General features: G+C 71.8%; 17 protein-coding genes. 8 read left to right on the plus strand and 9 right to left on the minus strand.

Annotated elements, in window-relative coordinates; genetic code table 11:
* Nucleotides 1-2 precede the first annotated feature (2 nt).
* On the plus strand, nucleotides 3-1,619 hold the full coding sequence (locus ABZY44_RS13845; protein WP_356653344.1) for an iron ABC transporter permease: 1,617 nt from the start codon (nucleotides 3-5) through the stop codon (nucleotides 1,617-1,619).
* Nucleotides 1,619-2,641 (plus strand): ABC transporter ATP-binding protein, encoded by a 1,023-nt coding sequence (locus tag ABZY44_RS13850; protein WP_356653260.1) that lies wholly within the window; start codon nucleotides 1,619-1,621, stop codon nucleotides 2,639-2,641. Before ABZY44_RS13845 ends, ABZY44_RS13850 begins: the two co-directional genes overlap by 1 nt.
* A 106-nt stretch (nucleotides 2,642-2,747) precedes the next feature.
* On the opposite strand, the gene ABZY44_RS13855 is transcribed toward ABZY44_RS13850, so the two are convergent.
* The 6 genes from ABZY44_RS13855 to ABZY44_RS13880 form a co-directional block, all read right to left on the minus strand.
* The gene (locus ABZY44_RS13855) at nucleotides 2,748-3,647 is read right to left on the minus strand and encodes a hypothetical protein (protein ID WP_356653262.1); all 900 of its coding nucleotides are present in this window, start codon (nucleotides 3,645-3,647) and stop codon (nucleotides 2,748-2,750) included.
* Nucleotides 3,648-3,737: 90 nt separating this feature from the next.
* Nucleotides 3,738-4,835 (minus strand): Rossmann fold nucleotide-binding protein, encoded by a 1,098-nt coding sequence (locus ABZY44_RS13860; protein WP_356653264.1) that lies wholly within the window; start codon nucleotides 4,833-4,835, stop codon nucleotides 3,738-3,740.
* A 26-nt stretch (nucleotides 4,836-4,861) separates the two neighbouring features.
* Nucleotides 4,862-5,935, minus strand: a complete 1,074-nt coding sequence (locus ABZY44_RS13865) for a hypothetical protein (protein WP_356653266.1) — start codon at nucleotides 5,933-5,935, stop codon at nucleotides 4,862-4,864.
* Nucleotides 5,917-6,675, minus strand: a complete 759-nt coding sequence (locus ABZY44_RS13870; RefSeq protein ID WP_356653268.1) for an ATP-binding cassette domain-containing protein — start codon at nucleotides 6,673-6,675, stop codon at nucleotides 5,917-5,919. Before ABZY44_RS13870 ends, ABZY44_RS13865 begins: the two co-directional genes overlap by 19 nt.
* 182 nt (nucleotides 6,676-6,857) lie before the next feature.
* A complete protein-coding gene (locus ABZY44_RS13875; protein WP_356653270.1) occupies nucleotides 6,858-8,237 on the minus strand; it encodes an aspartate aminotransferase family protein in 1,380 nt (459 codons plus the stop codon).
* On the minus strand, nucleotides 8,222-8,725 hold the full coding sequence (locus ABZY44_RS13880; protein WP_356653272.1) for an Lrp/AsnC family transcriptional regulator: 504 nt from the start codon (nucleotides 8,723-8,725) through the stop codon (nucleotides 8,222-8,224). Before ABZY44_RS13880 ends, ABZY44_RS13875 begins: the two co-directional genes overlap by 16 nt.
* Nucleotides 8,726-8,896: 171 nt before the next feature.
* On the opposite strand from ABZY44_RS13880, the gene ABZY44_RS13885 reads away from it, so the two are divergent.
* The 4 genes from ABZY44_RS13885 to ABZY44_RS13900 all read left to right on the plus strand — a co-directional run bounded on the left by ABZY44_RS13885 (nucleotide 8,897) and on the right by ABZY44_RS13900 (nucleotide 12,384).
* Nucleotides 8,897-10,336 carry a gamma-aminobutyraldehyde dehydrogenase gene (locus ABZY44_RS13885; RefSeq protein WP_356653274.1) on the plus strand — a complete coding sequence of 480 codons (1,440 nt, stop codon included), beginning with the start codon at nucleotides 8,897-8,899 and terminating at the stop codon, nucleotides 10,334-10,336.
* A 104-nt stretch (nucleotides 10,337-10,440) separates the two neighbouring features.
* A complete protein-coding gene (locus ABZY44_RS13890; protein ID WP_356653276.1) occupies nucleotides 10,441-11,619 on the plus strand; it encodes a spermidine/putrescine ABC transporter substrate-binding protein in 1,179 nt (392 codons plus the stop codon).
* A gap of 92 nt (nucleotides 11,620-11,711) precedes the next feature.
* A complete protein-coding gene (locus ABZY44_RS13895; protein WP_356653278.1) occupies nucleotides 11,712-12,251 on the plus strand; it encodes a hypothetical protein in 540 nt (179 codons plus the stop codon).
* Between the two features lie 10 nt (nucleotides 12,252-12,261).
* A complete protein-coding gene (locus tag ABZY44_RS13900; RefSeq protein WP_356653280.1) occupies nucleotides 12,262-12,384 on the plus strand; it encodes a hypothetical protein in 123 nt (40 codons plus the stop codon).
* A 238-nt stretch (nucleotides 12,385-12,622) separates the two neighbouring features.
* Here the strand turns inward: ABZY44_RS13900 and ABZY44_RS13905 are convergent, their stop codons facing one another.
* Complete coding sequence (locus ABZY44_RS13905) at nucleotides 12,623-13,312, minus strand: glycerophosphodiester phosphodiesterase (protein ID WP_356653282.1); 690 nt, start codon at nucleotides 13,310-13,312, stop codon at nucleotides 12,623-12,625.
* A gap of 20 nt (nucleotides 13,313-13,332) precedes the next feature.
* Complete coding sequence (locus ABZY44_RS13910) at nucleotides 13,333-14,358, minus strand: adenosine deaminase (RefSeq protein ID WP_356653284.1); 1,026 nt, start codon at nucleotides 14,356-14,358, stop codon at nucleotides 13,333-13,335.
* A gap of 109 nt (nucleotides 14,359-14,467) precedes the next feature.
* Between ABZY44_RS13910 and ABZY44_RS13915 the strand changes: the two genes are divergently transcribed.
* Nucleotides 14,468-15,166, plus strand: a complete 699-nt coding sequence (locus ABZY44_RS13915; RefSeq protein WP_356653286.1) for a DUF4190 domain-containing protein — start codon at nucleotides 14,468-14,470, stop codon at nucleotides 15,164-15,166.
* 118 nt (nucleotides 15,167-15,284) lie between these two features.
* Here the strand turns inward: ABZY44_RS13915 and ABZY44_RS13920 are convergent, their stop codons facing one another.
* Nucleotides 15,285-15,836, minus strand: a complete 552-nt coding sequence (locus tag ABZY44_RS13920; protein WP_356653288.1) for an NADAR family protein — start codon at nucleotides 15,834-15,836, stop codon at nucleotides 15,285-15,287.
* A 194-nt stretch (nucleotides 15,837-16,030) separates the two neighbouring features.
* Between ABZY44_RS13920 and ABZY44_RS13925 the strand changes: the two genes are divergently transcribed.
* Nucleotides 16,031-17,560: a gamma-aminobutyraldehyde dehydrogenase gene (locus ABZY44_RS13925; RefSeq protein ID WP_356653346.1), complete on the plus strand. Its 1,530-nt coding sequence runs from the start codon at nucleotides 16,031-16,033 to the stop codon at nucleotides 17,558-17,560.
* Nucleotides 17,561-17,580 lie beyond the last annotated feature (20 nt).

Raw genomic sequence — 17,580 nt, forward strand, 5'->3', positions numbered from 1 at the left:
TGATGGCCGTGCCGCTCGTCTTCTTCGGGCTGTTCTTCGCCTACCCCGTCGCCGCGATCGTCGGACGCGGGCTCAAGACCGACGAGGGCTGGCAGTTCGGCCGGATCGGGGAGGTGCTGGCCCGGCCCGACATCGGCGACGTGCTCTGGTTCACCACCTGGCAGGCGCTCGCGTCGACGGCGCTCACCCTCCTGGTCGCACTCCCCGGCGCGTACGTCTTCGCGCGCTTCGAGTTCCCCGGCAAACAGCTGCTGCGGGCGCTGGTGACCGTGCCCTTCGTCCTGCCCACGGTGGTGGTCGGCACCGCCTTCCTGGCGCTGGTGGGGCGCGGCGGTCTGCTGGACGAGGTGTGGGGGATCCGCCTCGACACGACCGTGTGGGCGATCCTGCTCGCCCACGTCTTCTTCAACTACGCCGTCGTCGTCCGGACCGTCGGCGGACTGTGGGCGCAGCTGGACCCGCGCCAGGAGGAGGCCGCCCGGGTGCTGGGCGCCGGGCGGTTCGCCGCCTGGCGGCGGGTGACGCTGCCCGCGCTCGTCCCGGCGGTGGGCGCCGCCTCGCTCATGGTGTTCCTGTTCACCTTCAGCTCCTTCGGGGTCGTGCAGATCCTCGGCGGCCCCGCGTACTCCACCCTGGAGGTGGAGGTCTACCGGCAGACCGCGCAGCTCCTGGACCTGTCGACCGCCGCGGTACTGACGATGGTGCAGTTCGCCGCCATCGGAGGGATCCTCGGCGTGCACGCCTGGACCGTGCGCCGACGGGAGACCGCGCTGCGTCTCGTCGACCCGGCGCGCACCGCGCACCGGCCGCGCGGCTGGGCGCAGCGCTCCCTGCTCGGCGGGGTCCTGCTGACGGTGCTGCTGCTGATCGTGGCGCCCCTCGCCGTGCTGGTCGAGAGGTCGCTGGACGCCCCCGGCGGACACGGGTTCGGCTTCTACCGGGCGCTCCAGGAGGCCGGCGCGGGCGGTGGGACGTTTCTGGTGCCTCCGCTGGAGGCCGTCTGGAACTCCCTGCGGTACGCGCTCGCCGCCACCGCCATCGCGCTGGTCGTCGGCGGACTCGCGGCCGCCGCCCTGACCCGGCGCGCGGGCCGCTTCGTACGGGGCTTCGACGTGCTGCTGATGCTGCCGCTCGGGGTGTCGGCCGTGACGGTCGGCTTCGGCTTCCTCATCACCCTGGACGAGCCGCCCCTGGACCTGCGGACCTCGTGGATCCTGGTGCCGCTGGCCCAGGCGCTGGTGGGCGTCCCCTTCGTCGTACGGACCATGCTGCCCGTGCTGCGGGCGGTGGACGCGCGGCTGCGTGAGGCCGCCGCCGTGCTCGGGGCCTCGCCGCTGCGGGCCTGGCGGGAGGTGGACCTGCCGATGGTGCGCCGGGCCCTGCTGATCGCGGCGGGCTTCGCCTTCGCCGTGTCCCTCGGGGAGTTCGGGGCGACCGTGTTCATCGCGCGCCCCGACCGTCCGACGCTGCCCGTCGCGGTCGCTCGGCTGCTGGGGCGGCCCGGGGAGATGAACTACGGGCAGGCGATGGCCCTGAGCACGATCCTGATGCTGGTGTGCGCGGTGTCGCTGCTCCTGCTGGAGCGACTGCGGTCCGACAAGACTTCCGGAGAGTTCTGATGACACTGCTTCAGCTGGAAGAGGTGTCGGTCCGCTTCGGTGAGCGGGCGGTCGTCGACGCCGTGGACCTGAAGGTCGCCGAGCACGAGATCGTGTGCGTGCTCGGGCCGAGCGGGAGCGGCAAGTCCACCCTGCTGCGGGTGGTGGCCGGGCTCCAGCCCGTCGCGCGGGGGCGGGTGCTGCTCGGCGGCGCCGACCAGGCTGGCGTGCCCGTGCACAAGCGGGGGGTGGGCCTGATGTTCCAGGACCACCAGCTGTTCCCGCACCGGGACGTGGGCGGGAACATCGCGTTCGGACTGCGGATGCGGGGCTCCTCGAAGGCGTCCTCCGGGAACCGGGTCGCGGAGCTCCTGGAGCTGGTCGGCCTCCCCGGGGCCCAGGGCCGGGCGGTGGCCTCGCTGTCCGGCGGCGAGCAGCAGCGCGTGGCGCTGGCGCGGGCGCTGGCGCCGTCACCGAGGCTCCTGATGCTGGACGAGCCCCTGGGACAACTGGACCGGGGGCTGCGGGAGCGGCTGGTCGTGGAGCTCCAGGGGCTGTTCTCGCGACTGGGGACGACCGTCCTGGCCGTCACGCACGATCAGGGCGAGGCGTTCGCGCTGGCCGACCGGGTGGTCGTGATGCGGGACGGGCGGATCGCGCAGGCGGGGACTCCGCTGGAGGTGTGGGAGCGGCCGGCCTCGGAGTTCGTGGCCCGGTTCCTCGGCTTCGAGAACGTGGCGCCGGCGGTGGTGTCGGACGGGGTGGCGGCGACGCCCTGGGGCGCCGTGCCGGTTCCCGACGGGGCCGCGCGGGGGGCGCGGCGCGTACTGATCCGGCCGGCGGGGGTGGTGCTGTCACCCGAAGGGCTCGCCTGCGAGGTGATGTCGCGGACGTTCCGGGGAACCCACGTCGCGCTGTTGCTGCGGCCGAGGGAGGGGCCGGTGCTGGAGGCGGAGTGCTCTCTGGCCGGGGCCCCGGCCGTCGGGGACCGGGTTGCGGTGACCTTCGCCCCGGGCGAGGTGGTCGTGCTGCCCGAGGAGTAGGGCGCCGCCGCGCGGACGCCCTGCCTCACCCGGACGCCCTCCCTCACCCGGATGCCCTCCCTCACCCGGGCCCCCGAGGACGCGGCCGCGCGCCGTACCCCGTGCCTCAGACGCCCGCGGGGCTGAGCTCCGCGGGTGCCTGTGCCTCGTCGTGGTTGCCGTACCAGGCCACCGCCACCGCGCCGGCGACGGCCAGGACGAAGCCGAGGACCGCCAGCCAGGCCAGGCCGGGGCGGGACGCGTCGCCGAGCCACAGGACGCCGATCGCGCCGGGGAGGACGGTTTCGCCGACCACGAGGGCGGCGGTCGCGCCGTTCACCGAGCCGATCTGGAGCGCCACCGTGTGGAGGTACATGCCGCCGGCTCCCGCCAGGACGATGGCGTAGAGGGCCGGGTCGGCGAGGAGCGACGTGAGGGAGAAGGGCTCGATGCCGTTCAGGATGCGGACCCCGACACCCAGCGCGCCGAAGGCCAGACCCGACAGCAGGCCCGCCAGGATCGCGGCCCGGGCGCCGAGGAGGCGTACCGCCACCGTGCCGCCGACGATGATCAGTACGGTCACCGCCAGCAGCCACCAGTGCGTGGCGGCCGGCGCGTAGTGGCCGCCCTCGTGCCCCGCCGCCGTCGCCAGGAGGACGAGCGCGGCGCAGACCACGCCGATCGAGGTCCATTCCTTGCGCGTCAGCCGGATCCCGAGCATCTTCACGCTCAGCACGGCGGTGATCACCAGGTTGGCGCTGATGACCGTCTGGGAGAGGAACAGCGGCAGGAGGCGCGCGGCCAGGGCCCCGAGGCCGAAGCCCACGAAGTCCAGGATCGTGCCGACGATGAACTCCCAGGTCATCGCGGCCTTCGCGGTGGACGCGAGGTTCGGGCCGCCGTGCTGGGTGACCCCGGCGGCGGCCGGGGACGTCCGGGCCGCGCGCCGGGAGCCCACGGCTTGCAGGACGGATCCCGTGCCGTAGCAGATGGACGCCGCGATAGCGGTCAGCAGGCCTATGAGCACCCGGGGGCTCCGTTCACGTCTGGCAGGTTTTGCGGTGTGGGCGTACCTCTGCCAGACGTGCGGAACGCCCGGGAAGTTGCCTGGCCGCGGTCAGGACATTGTGGCGAGTACCGCCGGAACCTCTTCCACCGAGTCCACGAGGGCGATCCGCGACTCCATCGCGCGGCCGCGCGCCAGCGCCTGGAGCAGCGGCCAGGCCGGGAGGTGCTCGGTCCAGTGGGCCCGGTCGACGAGGATCATCGGCGTGGGCTCGGCCCGCGACGCGTAGTAGTTCGGCGTCGCGTTGTCGAAGATCTCCTGGACCGTGCCCGCGGCACCCGGCAGGAACACCACGCCGGCGTCGCACCGGGCGAGGAGCCCGTCCTCCCGGGTGGCGTTCGCGAAGTACTTCGCGATGTGCCCGGCGAAGACGTTCGGCGGCTCGTGTCCGTAGAACCAGGTGGGGATGCCCACCGAGTCGCCGCCGAGGACGGCCGGCCAGCGCTCGCGGACGGCGAAGGCGGCCCGGGCCCAGTCGGAGACGGAGGGTGCGAAGGACGGGGCCTCGGCCAGGATCTTCAGGGCTTCGGGCAGGGCGTCGTCGGGGGCGGGGGCGAGGTACGCGCCGAGATTGGCCGCCTCCATGGCGCCGGGGCCGCCGCCGGTGGCCACGGTGAGCCCGGAGCGGCTCAGGGACCGGCCGAGTTCCGCCGCGCCCCGGTACGCGTCGCCGCCGCGGACCATGGCGTGGCCGCCCATCACGCCGACCACGCGGGCGCCGGCGAGGTGCTCGTCGAGGGCGTCGGAGATGGCGTCGTCGTGGATGGAGCGGAGCATCGAGGCGTAGACGTCCCCGTCCGCCCGGGTCTCCTGGAACCAGGCGTAGGCCTCGGCGTCCGGGGTGGCCCCGTATCCCTGCGCGAGTCCCGTGAACAGCTCCTCGGCCGTGTACAGGAGGCCCCGGTAGGGGTTGAAGGGCAGGTCGGGGACGGGTGGGAAGACCAGCGCGCCGTCCGCGCGCACCTTCGCCGAGGCGTCGGACTCCATCGCGCAGCCCAGGAACACGGCCGCGGAGGTGTCGGCGGACAGCAGGGCGAAGGTCCGCTCCAGCAGGTTGAGCGACTGGATCCGGTACCCGCTGAGTGAGCCGCGGGCCGCGACCCGGTCGAATTCGGCGAGCGTCTCGATCTCGATGTCTGCGTTGACCATTCGGCCCACACTAAGGGCTGCCCGCCTCAGCGGGTCAATGCCAGCGACGTCAGCTGTGCCACACCCCAGACGAGCGGCAGGGCCACGGCGACCAGTGCGCCGGCCCGCAACGTCGCGGCGCCGCGCAGTACTTTGCCCGGGGCTCCGAGCCCGGCCAGGGTCGCGCGGGTGCCGGTGCGGGCCTGGTGCACCTCGACCGCGGATGTGAGCAACGTCGCGGCCGCGCACAGCACCACCAGGGCGACGGCGGGTGCGGTGAGCGGGCCGAACGGGACCTGGAGGCCGCCGCGCCCGCGCAGCGCCACGACGCTGAGCGCTCCCGCCCCGATCGCGCACAGCACGCCCAGCGGTGCGCCGAGCCGCGGGGCCTCCTCCTGGAGGGCCCGCCCGGCCAGCAGCCGCAGCGCGCCGGGGCGTACGGCCTGGACGAGTGCTCCGCAGGCGTAGGCGAGCCCGGGACCGGCGAGGGCGAGCCCGACGGCGGTCAGCGCCCAGCCCGCCGGCAGGCCGATGCCGGCGGGCCCGGTGGTGGCCAGGGCGGCGAGTCCGCAGGCGGTGAGGGCGATGCCCCAGGGCAGGACGGCGTGCGGGGCCGGCCGGGGGCGGGGCCGCAGGGCGAGGGCGGTGGCGGCCGAGGCGGCCACCGGGAGCAGGGACAGCAGGGTGAGGGCTGCGGCCACGGGCAGGGGCAGCTCGGCGTGGAGCAGTTTCGCCCCGGCCCCGTCGAAGGGCAGCCCGGTGACGTCTCCCCGCAGGTGGAGGAAGACGGCCAGGGCCACGGCGCTGCCGAGGGTGCAGGCGACGGCGGTGGAGACCGCCGCGACCAGGGTGAGCCGTACGGGTCCCAGCCCGGCGGCGTCCAGCCCTTCCCGGGGGCGGGTCGCCGGGTCGCAGCGGGCCACGGAGACGGCGAACTGGACGGTGGCGGCGAGCGGCACCAGGGCCCACAGCAGCTGGGGGAACGATCCGGCGGGCCGGGCCGCGGCCTGCGCGAGCACGTAGAGCAGCAGGAAGCCGCTGCCGGCGGAAGCCGCGGCGACGAGCAGCCGGCGCAGTTGGACGAGCGGCCCGGAGCCGCGGGCTAGGCGGAGAGCGAGCACGCGGCCTGGTCCTCCGGGGGCTGGGGGAAGGCGGTCTGGGGGGAGGCTGCGGCCCCGGCGGGCCGGCCGTCGAGCAGGGCGACGTGCCGGTCGGCGGCGGCCGCGGTCTCCCCGTCGTGGGTGGCCAGCAGCACGGTGATCTCGTGCGTGCGGGCCGCGCTGGTGAGCGTGCGCAGCAGCAGGGCGTGCTCGCCGCGGTGCAGGGGGGCCGTGGGCTCGTCCGCGAAGATCACGGCGGGCTCGCTCACGAGGGCGCGGGCGAGGGCGACGCGCTGGGACTCGGCCCGGGTGAGCGCGCCGGGGTGCTTGCGGGCGAAGGCACCGATGTCGAGGCGCTCCAGCCATTCGCAGGCGGCCCGTTTGGCCCTGCGGTGGCTCGTGCCCGCGAGCAGCAGCGGCAGGGCGGCGTTCTCCCACACCCGGAGCTCGGGCAGCAGCTGCGGTTCGGGGCCGATCCAGCCGAAGCGGTCGCGGCGCAGCCGCTCGCGGACCGATGGCCCCATGGTGTGCAGGGCGACGCCGTTGAACCAGACCTCGCCCTGTTCGGGCAGCAGCTGCCCCGACAGGCAGCGCAGCAGGGTGGTCTTTCCACTGCCGCGGGGGCCGGTGACGGCGAGGATCTCACCCGCGCGGACGCCGATCGAGACTCCGATGAGGCCGGGCGAACCGCAGTGGGAGTAGTGCAGGGACCGTGCCCACAGGACGTCATCATCCGGTGGGGCGTTGTCCGGAGCCACCATGGCGTACACCTCCGTCCGGGGAACGAAGCGGAGCCCGCGTAGGTCACTGGCGCCGCAATGAGATGTAAGGAGATGAACGTCTTGGATGGTGACAGCACACGGCCCGGACCCCCGCGTTCTCACTCGAACGGAGGATCCGGGCCGTGTGACCGGACGATGTGCGGCCTGTTGCCGGCTGCTGGTTAGAGCTTGGTCCAGGCCTCGGTGAGGACGCGGCGCAGGATGCCCTCGATCTCGTCGAAGGTGCCCTGGTCGGCCGTCAGCGGCGGGGCCAGCTGGATGACCGGGTCGCCACGGTCGTCGGCGCGGCAGTACAGCCCGTTCTCGAAGAGGGCCTTGGAGAGGAAGCCGTAGAGGACGCGCTCCGTCTCCTCGTCCGTGAAGGACTCCTTGGTGACCTTGTCCTTGACGAGCTCGATGCCGTAGAAGTAGCCGTTGCCGCGGACGTCGCCGACGATCGGCAGGTCGTGCAGCTTCTCCAGCGTCGAGCGGAAGGCGTCCTCGTTGTCCAGCACGTGCTGGTTGAGGCCTTCCTTGTCGAAGATGTCGAGGTTGGCGAGCGCCACCGCGGAGGACACCGGGTGCCCGCCGAAGGTGTAGCCGTGCAGGAAGGTGTTGTCACCCTTGTAGAACGGCTCGGCGAGCCGGTCCGAGATGATGCAGGCACCGATCGGGGAGTAGCCCGAGGTCATGCCCTTCGCGCAGGTGATCATGTCCGGGATGTAGTCGAACTTGTCACAGGCGAACATCGTGCCGAGACGGCCGAACGCGCAGATCGTCTCGTCGGAGACGAGCAGGACGTCGTACTCGTCGCAGATCTCGCGGACCCGCTGGAAGTACCCGGGCGGCGGCGGGAAGCAGCCGCCGGCGTTCTGCACCGGCTCGAGGAACACGGCGGCGACGGTGTCGGCGCCCTCGAAGAGGATCTCCTGCTCGATCTGGTCGGCGCACCAGCGGCCGTAGGCCTCGGGGTCGTCGCCGTAGATCGGGGCGCGGTAGATGTTGGTGTTCGGCACCTTGTGCGCGCCGGGGACCAGCGGCTCGAAGGGGGCCTTCAGGGCCGGCAGGCCGGTGATCGACAGGGCGCCCTGCGGGGTGCCGTGGTAGGCGACCGCACGCGAGATGACCTTGTACTTGGTGTGCTTGCCCTGCAGCTTGAAGTACTGCTTGGCGAGCTTCCACGCGGTCTCGACGGCCTCGCCGCCGCCGGTGGTGAAGAAGACCTTGTTCAGGTCGCCCGGGGCATAGTGCGCGAGGCGCTCGGCGAGCTCGACGGCCTTGGGGTGCGCGTACGACCAGATGGGGAAGAAGGCCAGCTCCTGGGCCTGCTTGTACGCGACCTCGGCCAGTTCCTTGCGGCCGTGACCGGCGTTGACCACGAAGAGTCCGGCGAGACCGTCCAGGTAGCGCTTGCCCTTGTCGTCGAAGATGTAGGTGCCCTCGCCGCGCACGATGGTGGGGACGGGCGAGTTCTCGTACGACGACATGCGGGTGAAGTGCATCCACAGGTGGTCGTAGGCGGTCTTGGAGAGGTCCTGGCTCACGGCTATCGCGTTCCCCACATGTAGGTCTGCTTCTTCAGCTTCAGGTAAACGAAGCTTTCGGTTGATCGCACGCCGGGGAGCGCACGGATCTTCTTGTTGATCGTTTCGAGTAGGTGGTCGTCGTCCTCGCAGACGATTTCCACCATCAGGTCGAACGAGCCCGCGGTCATCACCACGTACTCGCACTCGGCCATGGCGGTCAGCGCGTCGGCCACCGGGTCGAGGTCTCCCTCGACGTTGATGCCGACCATCGCCTGGCGCCGCAGCCCCACGGTGAGCGGGTCGGTGACGGCGACGATCTGCATGACGCCCTGGTCGAGGAGCTTCTGTACCCGCTGGCGCACCGCCGCTTCGGACAGGCCTACGGCCTTGCCGATCGCTGCGTAGGGACGGCGACCGTCCTCTTGCAGTTGCTCGATGATCGCCAGGGACACAGCATCGACCGAAGGGGACGGTTGTCTGTTCCTGGAATCTGCGCTTCGACTGACCACGAGCTCACTCTGCACGAGGAGTCGTCTGTTCCGCAAGGCGGGAACGATGTAATTCGTTGTTTCGGAAGTCAGATCTCACTGATTCCGTAGTTGGTGGTGGGTGGGCCTGTCGAAAACGGCGTCCGAGGGGTTAAGCTGGGTAGCTGTCTCATCCATTGGACATGTGATCACGGGAGTGTGGCTGTAGTGACCACCGAACTGCGTCGTCTGCGCAACTACATCGGCGGGGAGTTCAAGGACGCCGCCGACGGGCGCACCACCGAGGTGGTCAACCCCGCCACGGGCGAGGCGTACGCGACCGCTCCGCTCTCCGGCCAGGCGGACGTGGACGCCGCGATGGCCGCCGCCGCGGCCGCCTTCCCGGGCTGGCGCGACACGACCCCCGCCGCGCGCCAGAAGGCGCTGCTCAGGATCGCGGACGCCTTCGAGGCGCGCGCCGACGAGCTCGTCGCCACCGAATCGGAGAACACCGGCAAGCCGCTCGGCCTCACGGCCAGCGAGGAGCTGCCGCCGATGGTGGACCAGATCCGCTTCTTCGCGGGCGCCGCGCGCCTGCTCGAGGGCCGTTCGGCCGGCGAGTACATGGAGGGAATGACCTCCATCGTCCGCCGTGAGCCGGTCGGCGTCTGCGCCCAGGTGGCGCCGTGGAACTACCCGATGATGATGGCCGTCTGGAAGTTCGCCCCGGCCCTCGCCGCCGGCAACACCGTGGTCCTCAAGCCCTCGGACACCACGCCGGCCTCCACCATCCTGATGGCCGAGATCATCGACTCGATCCTGCCCAAGGGCGTCTTCAACGTCGTCTGCGGCGACCGCGAGACCGGCAGGGCCATGGTCGAGCACCCCACCCCGGCGATGGCTTCCATCACGGGCTCCGTGCGCGCGGGCATGCAGGTCGCCGAGAGCGCCGCCAAGGACGTCAAGCGCGTCCACCTGGAGCTCGGCGGCAAGGCCCCGGTCGTGGTCTTCGAGGACGCGGACATCGCCAAGGCCGCCGAGGACATCGCGGTCGCGGGCTTCTTCAACGCCGGCCAGGACTGCACCGCGGCCACCCGCGTCATCGTCCACGAGTCGATCCACGACGAGTTCGTCGCGGCGCTCGCCAAGAACGCGGCGGACACCAAGACCGGGCAGCCGGACGACGAGGACGTGCTCTACGGCCCGCTGAACAACCCGAACCAGCTGAAGCAGGTCGCCGGCTTCATCGAGCGCCTCCCCGCGCACGCCAAGGTCGAGGCGGGCGGCCACCAGGTCGGCGAGAAGGGCTACTTCTACGCCCCGACCGTGGTCTCGGGCCTCGAGCAGGACGACGAGATCATCCAGAACGAGGTCTTCGGACCCGTCATCACGGTCCAGTCCTTCACGGACGAGGGCCAGGCCCTGGAGTACGCGAACGGCGTCGAGTTCGCCCTCGCCTCCTCGGTGTGGACCAAGAACCACGGCCGCGCGATGCGGATGTCCAAGAACCTCGACTTCGGCTGCGTGTGGATCAACACCCACATCCCGCTCGTCGCCGAGATGCCCCACGGCGGATTCAAGAAGTCCGGCTACGGCAAGGACCTCTCCGCCTACGGCTTCGAGGACTACACCCGCATCAAGCACGTGATGACCTCGCTCGACGGCTGACCGGTCGCCGCACCGGGCGCACTGTTCAGGGCAAGGCCTTGAAGGGGCGGGCAGTAGACAACATGTCTATTGCCCGCCCCTTCGCGTTCGCCGAGGCTTTGCGCATGCCTGAACTCGCCTTCTCCCGCCGCGCGGCGATGCGCGGCCTCGGTGCCGCGGGCCTGCTGGCCGCCCTCACCGGCTGTGGCGTCCCCGCCGCCTACGTCCCCGAGACCCGGCGGGAGGGCCGGGACCGCTCGGAGCACGACCGACGCGTCTCCTTCTCCAACTGGCCGCTCTACATCGACACGGACGACGAGGACGAGAGCCGGCGGCCGACGCTGGACGCCTTCTCGGAGAAGACCGGCATCGAGGTCCGGTACACCGAGGAGATCAACGACAACGACGAGTTCTTCGGCAAGGTCAGCCCGGCGCTGATGAACCACCAGGAGACCGGCCACGACGTGCTCGTGGTCAGCGACTGGATGGCCGCCCGCTTCGTCCACCTGGGCTGGGCCCAGAAGATGGACCGCTCGACGCAGGGCAACGTCGCGAAGTACCTGGACCCCCAGCTGCGCTCCCCGGCCTTCGACGAGGGCCGGCTGCACACCGTGCCCTGGCAGTCCGGGATCACCGGCATCGCCTACAACCGCAAGGCGCTCGGCCGGGAGATCAGGTCGGTCGAGGACCTGTGGCAGCCGGACCTGGCCGGCAAGGTCACGCTGTTCTCCGGGCTCGACGAGTCCTTCTCCCTGCTGATGCAGGGCGAGGGCGTCGACGTCACCCGGTGGACCGAGTCCGACTTCCACCGGATGTGCGACCGGGTGGAGAGCATGGTGAAGAAGAAGCACATCCGCCGCTTCACCGGCAACGACTACACCTCCGATCTCAGCAAGGGCGACGTCCTGGCCTGCCAGGCCTACTCCGGGGACGTGATCCAGCTGCAGGCCGACAACCCCGACATCGAGTTCGTGGTCCCCGAGGAGGGGGCCGAACTCTGGGCGGAGAGCCTGCTCATCCCCAACCTCGCCCGGCACAAGGCCAACGCGGAGGCCCTGGTCGACTACTACTACGACCCCGCCGTGGCCGCGGAGCTCGCCGCTTCCGTCAACTACGTCTGCCCGGTCCCCGCCGCCCGCGAGGTGCTGGCCGCCTCCGACGACAAGGAGACCGCCGAACTGGCCGAGAACCCGCTGATCTTCCCCGACGAGGAGATGCGCAAGCGGCTCGTCGTGTCCCGCGACATCTCCTCCGCCGAGCGGGCGCCCTTCGCCAAGCGCTGGAACGCCCTCGTCGGTCTGTGAGGAGCGGGCGCCCGGTCACGGTCCGACCACGGAACTGAACGTGTTCAGAGATTGTGCTGAACATGTTCAGAAACCTGGGTAGGCTTCCTTCCATGAGTGAGAGAAGCGCCCTTGAGCGGCGGATCCGTGCCTGGTTGACCCTGTTCCTCGTCTGCCTGGTGCTCAGCGGACTCACGGCCTTCCCCCTGGTCAGTGAACTCCACTGGGCCAATGCCCTGATGGACAACGAGTGGCTGCGGCGGGTCGGCGACGGACTGGACGAGGCGGATTCCCGGTACCCCTTCCTCCTCTACGGCACCGACTGGCTCGCCTTCGCCCACCTGGTGATCGCCGTCTTCTTCTACGGGGTCCACCGCGACCCGGTCCGCAACGTCTGGATCGTGGACGCCGGCATGATCGCCTGCGGCGGCATCATCCCGCTGGCCCTGATCTGCGGCCCCATCCGGGGCATCCCCTTCTGGTGGTCGGTGATCGACATGTCCTTCGGCGTCTTCGGGGTGCTTCCCCTGCTGGTCCTGCGCCGCATGATCAAGCGTCTGGAGGCCCTGGCGACGGACGCCGGCCCGGCCCCGGCCCCCGTGCCCGCCCCGGCGGCCGCCACCGCGCCCGCCGCGGGCCGATCCGCCCGCTGAACAGGGCGAGGTGAACGGCTCCGGATCGGCCGTGGTCGAGATGATGTCGTCCGCCGCCCACCGGTCCGAGGAGTTCCACTCGGTCACGTCCCGCAGCCCTGTCGAGCCGTCGGCGCCCGCCACCGCCTGGTAGCCGTGGTTGTGGGGACCCGGGGCGCGGGTCTGGAAACGGCCCGGGAACGAGGTGTCCCGCAGACCCAGCGGCTTCAGGACGCGCGCCCCGACGGCCTCGGATGTCCAGGAGCGCCACGTCGGGCCGCAGCGCGTGCACCGCCGCCACCGCCGCCGCGCCGTCCCCCGCCTCCGCCCCAGGTCCTGCCGCCGCGGACCGGCCCGCCGGATCCGGGCTCCGAGCCCCCCCCGGGCCCGTGTCACCGGCCGAGCTCGGCCCGTACGGCTTGCAGCGCCTCCATCCGGTTCGTGGTGATCGAGTCGACCCCGGCCCTGATCAGCCCGCGCAGGGACCGCTTGGTGTCCGGGGTCCAGGCGGACACCAGCAGGCCGTCGCGGTGCAGGGCGTCCACGAGCTCCCGGCCGAGCAGCCCGAAGCGGTAGTTGAGGAAGCTCGGGGCCACCGCGTCGATCAGCACCCGGCGCGGCGGTGAGAGCGTGGTCCAGGTCAGCGCGATCTCGGCGCCCGGATCGGCGGCGCGCACCGCCAGCATGGTGTCCGGGCCCGCGCAGTAGTACGTGCGCTCGCGCGCCCCGCACTCGCGGACCTGGCCGACGACGGTCCGCACGGACTCGGCCGACGCACCCGGCAGGTCGAGCATGACCCGGCCTCCGCCGGCCGCCGTCAGGGCGTCGCGCAGGGTGGGGACCTGGCCGCCCGTCAGCTCCTCGAGCTGGGGCGCCGTGACGGCGTCGAGCCGGACGTCGTGGCCCCACAGCCGCCGCAGGTCCTCGTCGTGGAGCAGGACGGGGACCCCGTCGCGGGTCATCCGCACGTCGATCTCCACCGCGTCCGCCCCGCGGGCGAACGCGGAGCGGATCGAGGGGAGGGTGTTCTCTCGGACGCGGTAGGGATCCCCGCGGTGGCCTACGGCAGTCAAGGTGCGCATGCGCCCATTCTGCGCAGGCGTCAGGGGGCCAGCCAGGCGGTGGTGTACGTGTCGATCTCGGCGGCGAGCTTCGCCTTGCCCGCCGGGTCCAGGAACGAGGCCTCCACGGCGTTCTTCGCGAGCTGCGCGAGGCCGAGCTCGTCGAGGTCCAGCAGCCGGGCGGCCACCGCGTACTCGTTGTTGAGGTCCGAGCCGAACATCGGCGGGTCGTCGCTGTTGATGGTGACGAGGACGCCGGCCGCCACCATCTCCTTGACCGGGTGCAGGTCGAGGTCGGTGACCGCGCGGGTGGCGATGTTGGAGGTCGGGCAGACCTCCAGCGCGATGCGGTGCTCGGCGAGGTAGGCGAGCAGCTCGGGGTCCTGCGTGGCGCTGGTGCCGTGGCCGATGCGCTCGGCGCCCAGCTCGCGGATGGCGTCCCAGATGCTCTCCGGGCCGGTGGTCTCGCCGGAGTGCGGCACGCTGTGGAGACCGGCGGCGCGGGCCGCGTCGAAGTACGGCTTGAACTGCGGGCGCGGTACACCGATCTCGGGGCCGCCGAGGCCGAAGGAGACCAGGCCCGCGGGGCGCAGGTCGACGGCGAGGCGCAGGGTCTCGGCGGCGGCGTCCAGGCCGGCTTCGCCGGGGATGTCGAAGCACCAGCGCAGGATGACGCCGAGCTCGGTCTCGGCGGCCTCGCGGGCGTCCTCGATGGCGGCCATGAAGGCCTTCTCGTCGATGCCGCGACGGGTGGAGGAGTACGGGGTGATGGTCAGCTCGGCGTACCGGATGTTCTGCCGGGCCATGTCGCGGGCGACCTCGAAGGTGAGGTGGCGTACGTCGTCGGGGGTGCGGACCAGGTCGACGACGGAGAGGTAGACGTCGATGAAGTGCCCGAAGTCGGTGAAGGTGAAGTAGTCGGCGAGGGCCTCCGGGTCCGTCGGCACCTTGGAGTCGGGATGCCGGGAGGCGAGTTCGGCGACGATGCGGGGCGAGGCCGAACCGACGTGGTGGACGTGCAGTTCGGCCTTGGGCAGCCCCGCGATGAAGGGGTGCAGGTCGGGCATGAGGGTGCCTCCGGAAGGGCGCGGTGCGGACGGAACGGCCTTCATCGTAGGCAGGACCGGGAGTGTCCGAGGCAACGCATAGCATGGCTGTACGAGAGGGGGGCGCCTTATGACCGAACAGAGCCCCGAGCCGCGAGACCCGTGGGCGCCGCCGGAGCGGCCCGCGGTCGATCTGGGCAAGCAGCAGGGCACGCCGGGCGTATCGGGGGTCCACGACCAGCCGACGGTCGCGGGCATGCCGGGTGCGCCCGCGGACACGGCGATATCCGGCCAACCGCCCGCGTCTTCGCCCGCGTCGGCTCCCGCGCCCCAGCCGGGCCCGCCGCCCGCCTACGGGTACCCGGCCCAGCCGGCCCCCGACGGCTACGGTTACCCGGCGCCGCAGGCCCCCGCGGGCTACGGGTACCCCGCGCAGCCGCCGGCCCCGCAGGCGGGGTACGCCGGTTACCCGGCCTACCCCGGGTACCAGGGCCTCCCCGGATATCCGTACGCGCCCAAGAGCAACGGCTTCGGGGTCACCGCGCTCGTGCTCGGGATCATCGCCGTGATCAGCTGCTACGGCGGCATCCTGTTCGGGATACCCGCCGTCATCTTCGGTGTGCTGGGCCGCGGCAAGGCCAAGCGCGGTGAGGCCGACAACGACGGGATGGCGCTGGCCGGTGTCATCACGGGCGCGGTCGGCATCGTGGTGAGCTGCGTGTTCATCGCGATCGCCGTCTTCGCCCTCATGCTCGACGAGGGCGGTTCCGACTACGACTCGGACTACTCGACTCCGTACGAGAACACCAAGGTCGTCTACCGGGGCTGAGCCGCCGGCCCCTTACGGGCAGCGCGGGGGGCCGGGCCGGAGCATCACGCTCCGGCCCGGCCCCGTTCCCCGGGTGTGCCCCCGCCCCCCTGTGGTCGCCGGACGATCCGGATCCGGGTCACGCCCCTGCGCGCAGCCGCTCCCGGGCCTCCATCAGGGCGAAGCCCAGCAGGTTCAGCCCGCGCCAGCGCGCCGGGTCCAGCGCGCGCTCGTCGTCGGCCGCGAGGCCTATGCCCCAGATCCGGTCCATCGGGCTGGCCTCCACCAGCACCCGGTCCCCGGTGCTCAGCAGGTACGACTTCAGGGCCGGGCCGGAGCCGAACTTGTGCACGCTGCCCTCCACCACCAGCGCGAACCGCTCCCGCTGCCACACGGCGTCGTCGAAGCCGCGCACCAGCCGTCCGGCCTTCTTCGCCTCGGCGGGGGTCGTCGCCCCCAGTGCCGCCCGCTCGGCCTCGGCGTCGCCGAAGAGCCGGGCCTTTCCGGCCATCATCCAGTGCTCGGCGGTGGCGTACCTCACGTCACCCACGGTGAACTCGGACGGCCACCACTGGCTGAGACAGCTCGGCCCGAGGCTCCCGTCGGGCCGCGGGCGGTGTCCCCAGAACGGCAGGAACTTCACCCGCTCACCCCGGCTGACCTGCCCGATCAGTTCCTCGATCATCTCCATGCACGCGAGTCTGACAGGAGCCACGGACACTTCGTACGGGATTTCGGGCGCGCCTCGACACATGGTCGACCGATTCCGTCGCGTAATCAAAAGGCAACAACGGAATCACTTGGCCGAGGGGTCTCCCTCTGTCAGGATCGGCACTCAATTCGAGCTGCTGCTCGAACTGTAGCTACGGAGAGCGTGAGAGCGTGATGGGCAACCGCTTCCAGGTCAAGGTCCAGGTCAAGGAGTGCTTCGCCGCGGGCGCGCAGTACATCGACGGGCAGCTGAGGCCCGGCACCTCGGGCCGGTCACACACCGTGATCGATCCCGCGACGGGTGAGGAGGTGCTCACCTACGAGCTGGCCTCTCCCGCGGACGTGGACGCGGCCGTCGCCGCCGCCAAGCGGGCCTTCCCCGGCTGGTCCGGCGCCACCCCCGGCGAGCGCTCGGAGGCGCTGCACCGGCTGGCGGCCGTGCTGGCGGAGCGGGCCGGGGAGTTCGCGGCCGCCGAGTCCCTCCAGTGCGGCAAGCCGGTCAGGCTGTCGACGGAGTTCGACGTGCCGGGGACGGTCGACAACACCGCGTTCTTCGCGGGAGCCGCACGCCACCTCCAGGGGCAGGCCGCCGCCGAGTACTCCGGGGACCACACCTCGTACGTGCGCCGGGAGGCGATCGGGGTCGTGGGCTCCATCGCACCCTGGAACTATCCGCTGCAGATGGCCGCCTGGAAGATCCTCCCTGCGATCGCGGCGGGCAACACCATCGTCCTCAAGCCCGCGGAGCTCACCCCGCTGACCTCCCTGATGTTCGCCCAGGCGGCCAAGGAGGCGGGCCTGCCCGACGGCGTGGTCAACATCGTCACCGGAGCCGGCCGGGACGCGGGCGAGCACCTGGTCGGCCACCCGGACGTGGTGATGACCTCCTTCACCGGTTCCACCGCCGTCGGCAAGCGGGTCGCCGAGATCGCCACGGCCACCGTCAAGCGGCTGCACCTGGAGCTCGGCGGCAAGGCCCCCTTCCTGGTCTTCGACGACGCCGACCTGGAGGCCGCCGCGCACGGGGCCGTAGCCGCCTCCCTCATCAACACCGGGCAGGACTGCACGGCCGCCACCCGCGCCTACGTCCAGCGCCCGCTGCACGACGCGTTCGTCGCCCGGGTCGCCGAGCTGATGGGAGGCGTCCGCGTCGGAGACCCCTTCGACCCGGACACCGACCTCGGCCCGCTGGTCTCGCACGCCCAGCGCGACCGGGTCGCCGGTTTCGTCGAGCGCGCCCGCGCGTACGCCACCGTCGTCACCGGCGGCGAGATCCCCGCGGGGGACCTCGCGGACGGCGCGTACTACCGGCCGACCCTGATCACCGGCGCCGCCCAGGACAGCGAGGTGGTCCAGTCCGAGATCTTCGGCCCGGTCCTCGTCGTCCTGCCCTTCGACACCGACGACGAGGGCATCGCGCTGGCCAACGACACCCCGTACGGCCTCGCCGCCTCCGCCTGGAGCCGGGACGTCTACCGGGCGAACCGCGCCACCCGCGAACTCAAGGCGGGCTGCGTCTGGGTCAACGACCACATCCCGATCATCAGCGAGATGCCGCACGGGGGCTACAAGGCCAGCGGCTTCGGAAAGGACATGAGCACGTACTCCTTCGAGGAGTACACGCAGGTCAAGCACGTGATGTACGACAACACCGCGGTGGCCGCGAAGGACTGGCACCGCACGATCTTCGGGGACCGCACCTAATCCTTCGCGGCTGCCGCCGC

It is taken from the genome of Streptomyces sp. NPDC006544 (assembly GCF_040611715.1).
GTDB lineage: Bacteria > Actinomycetota > Actinomycetes > Streptomycetales > Streptomycetaceae > Streptomyces.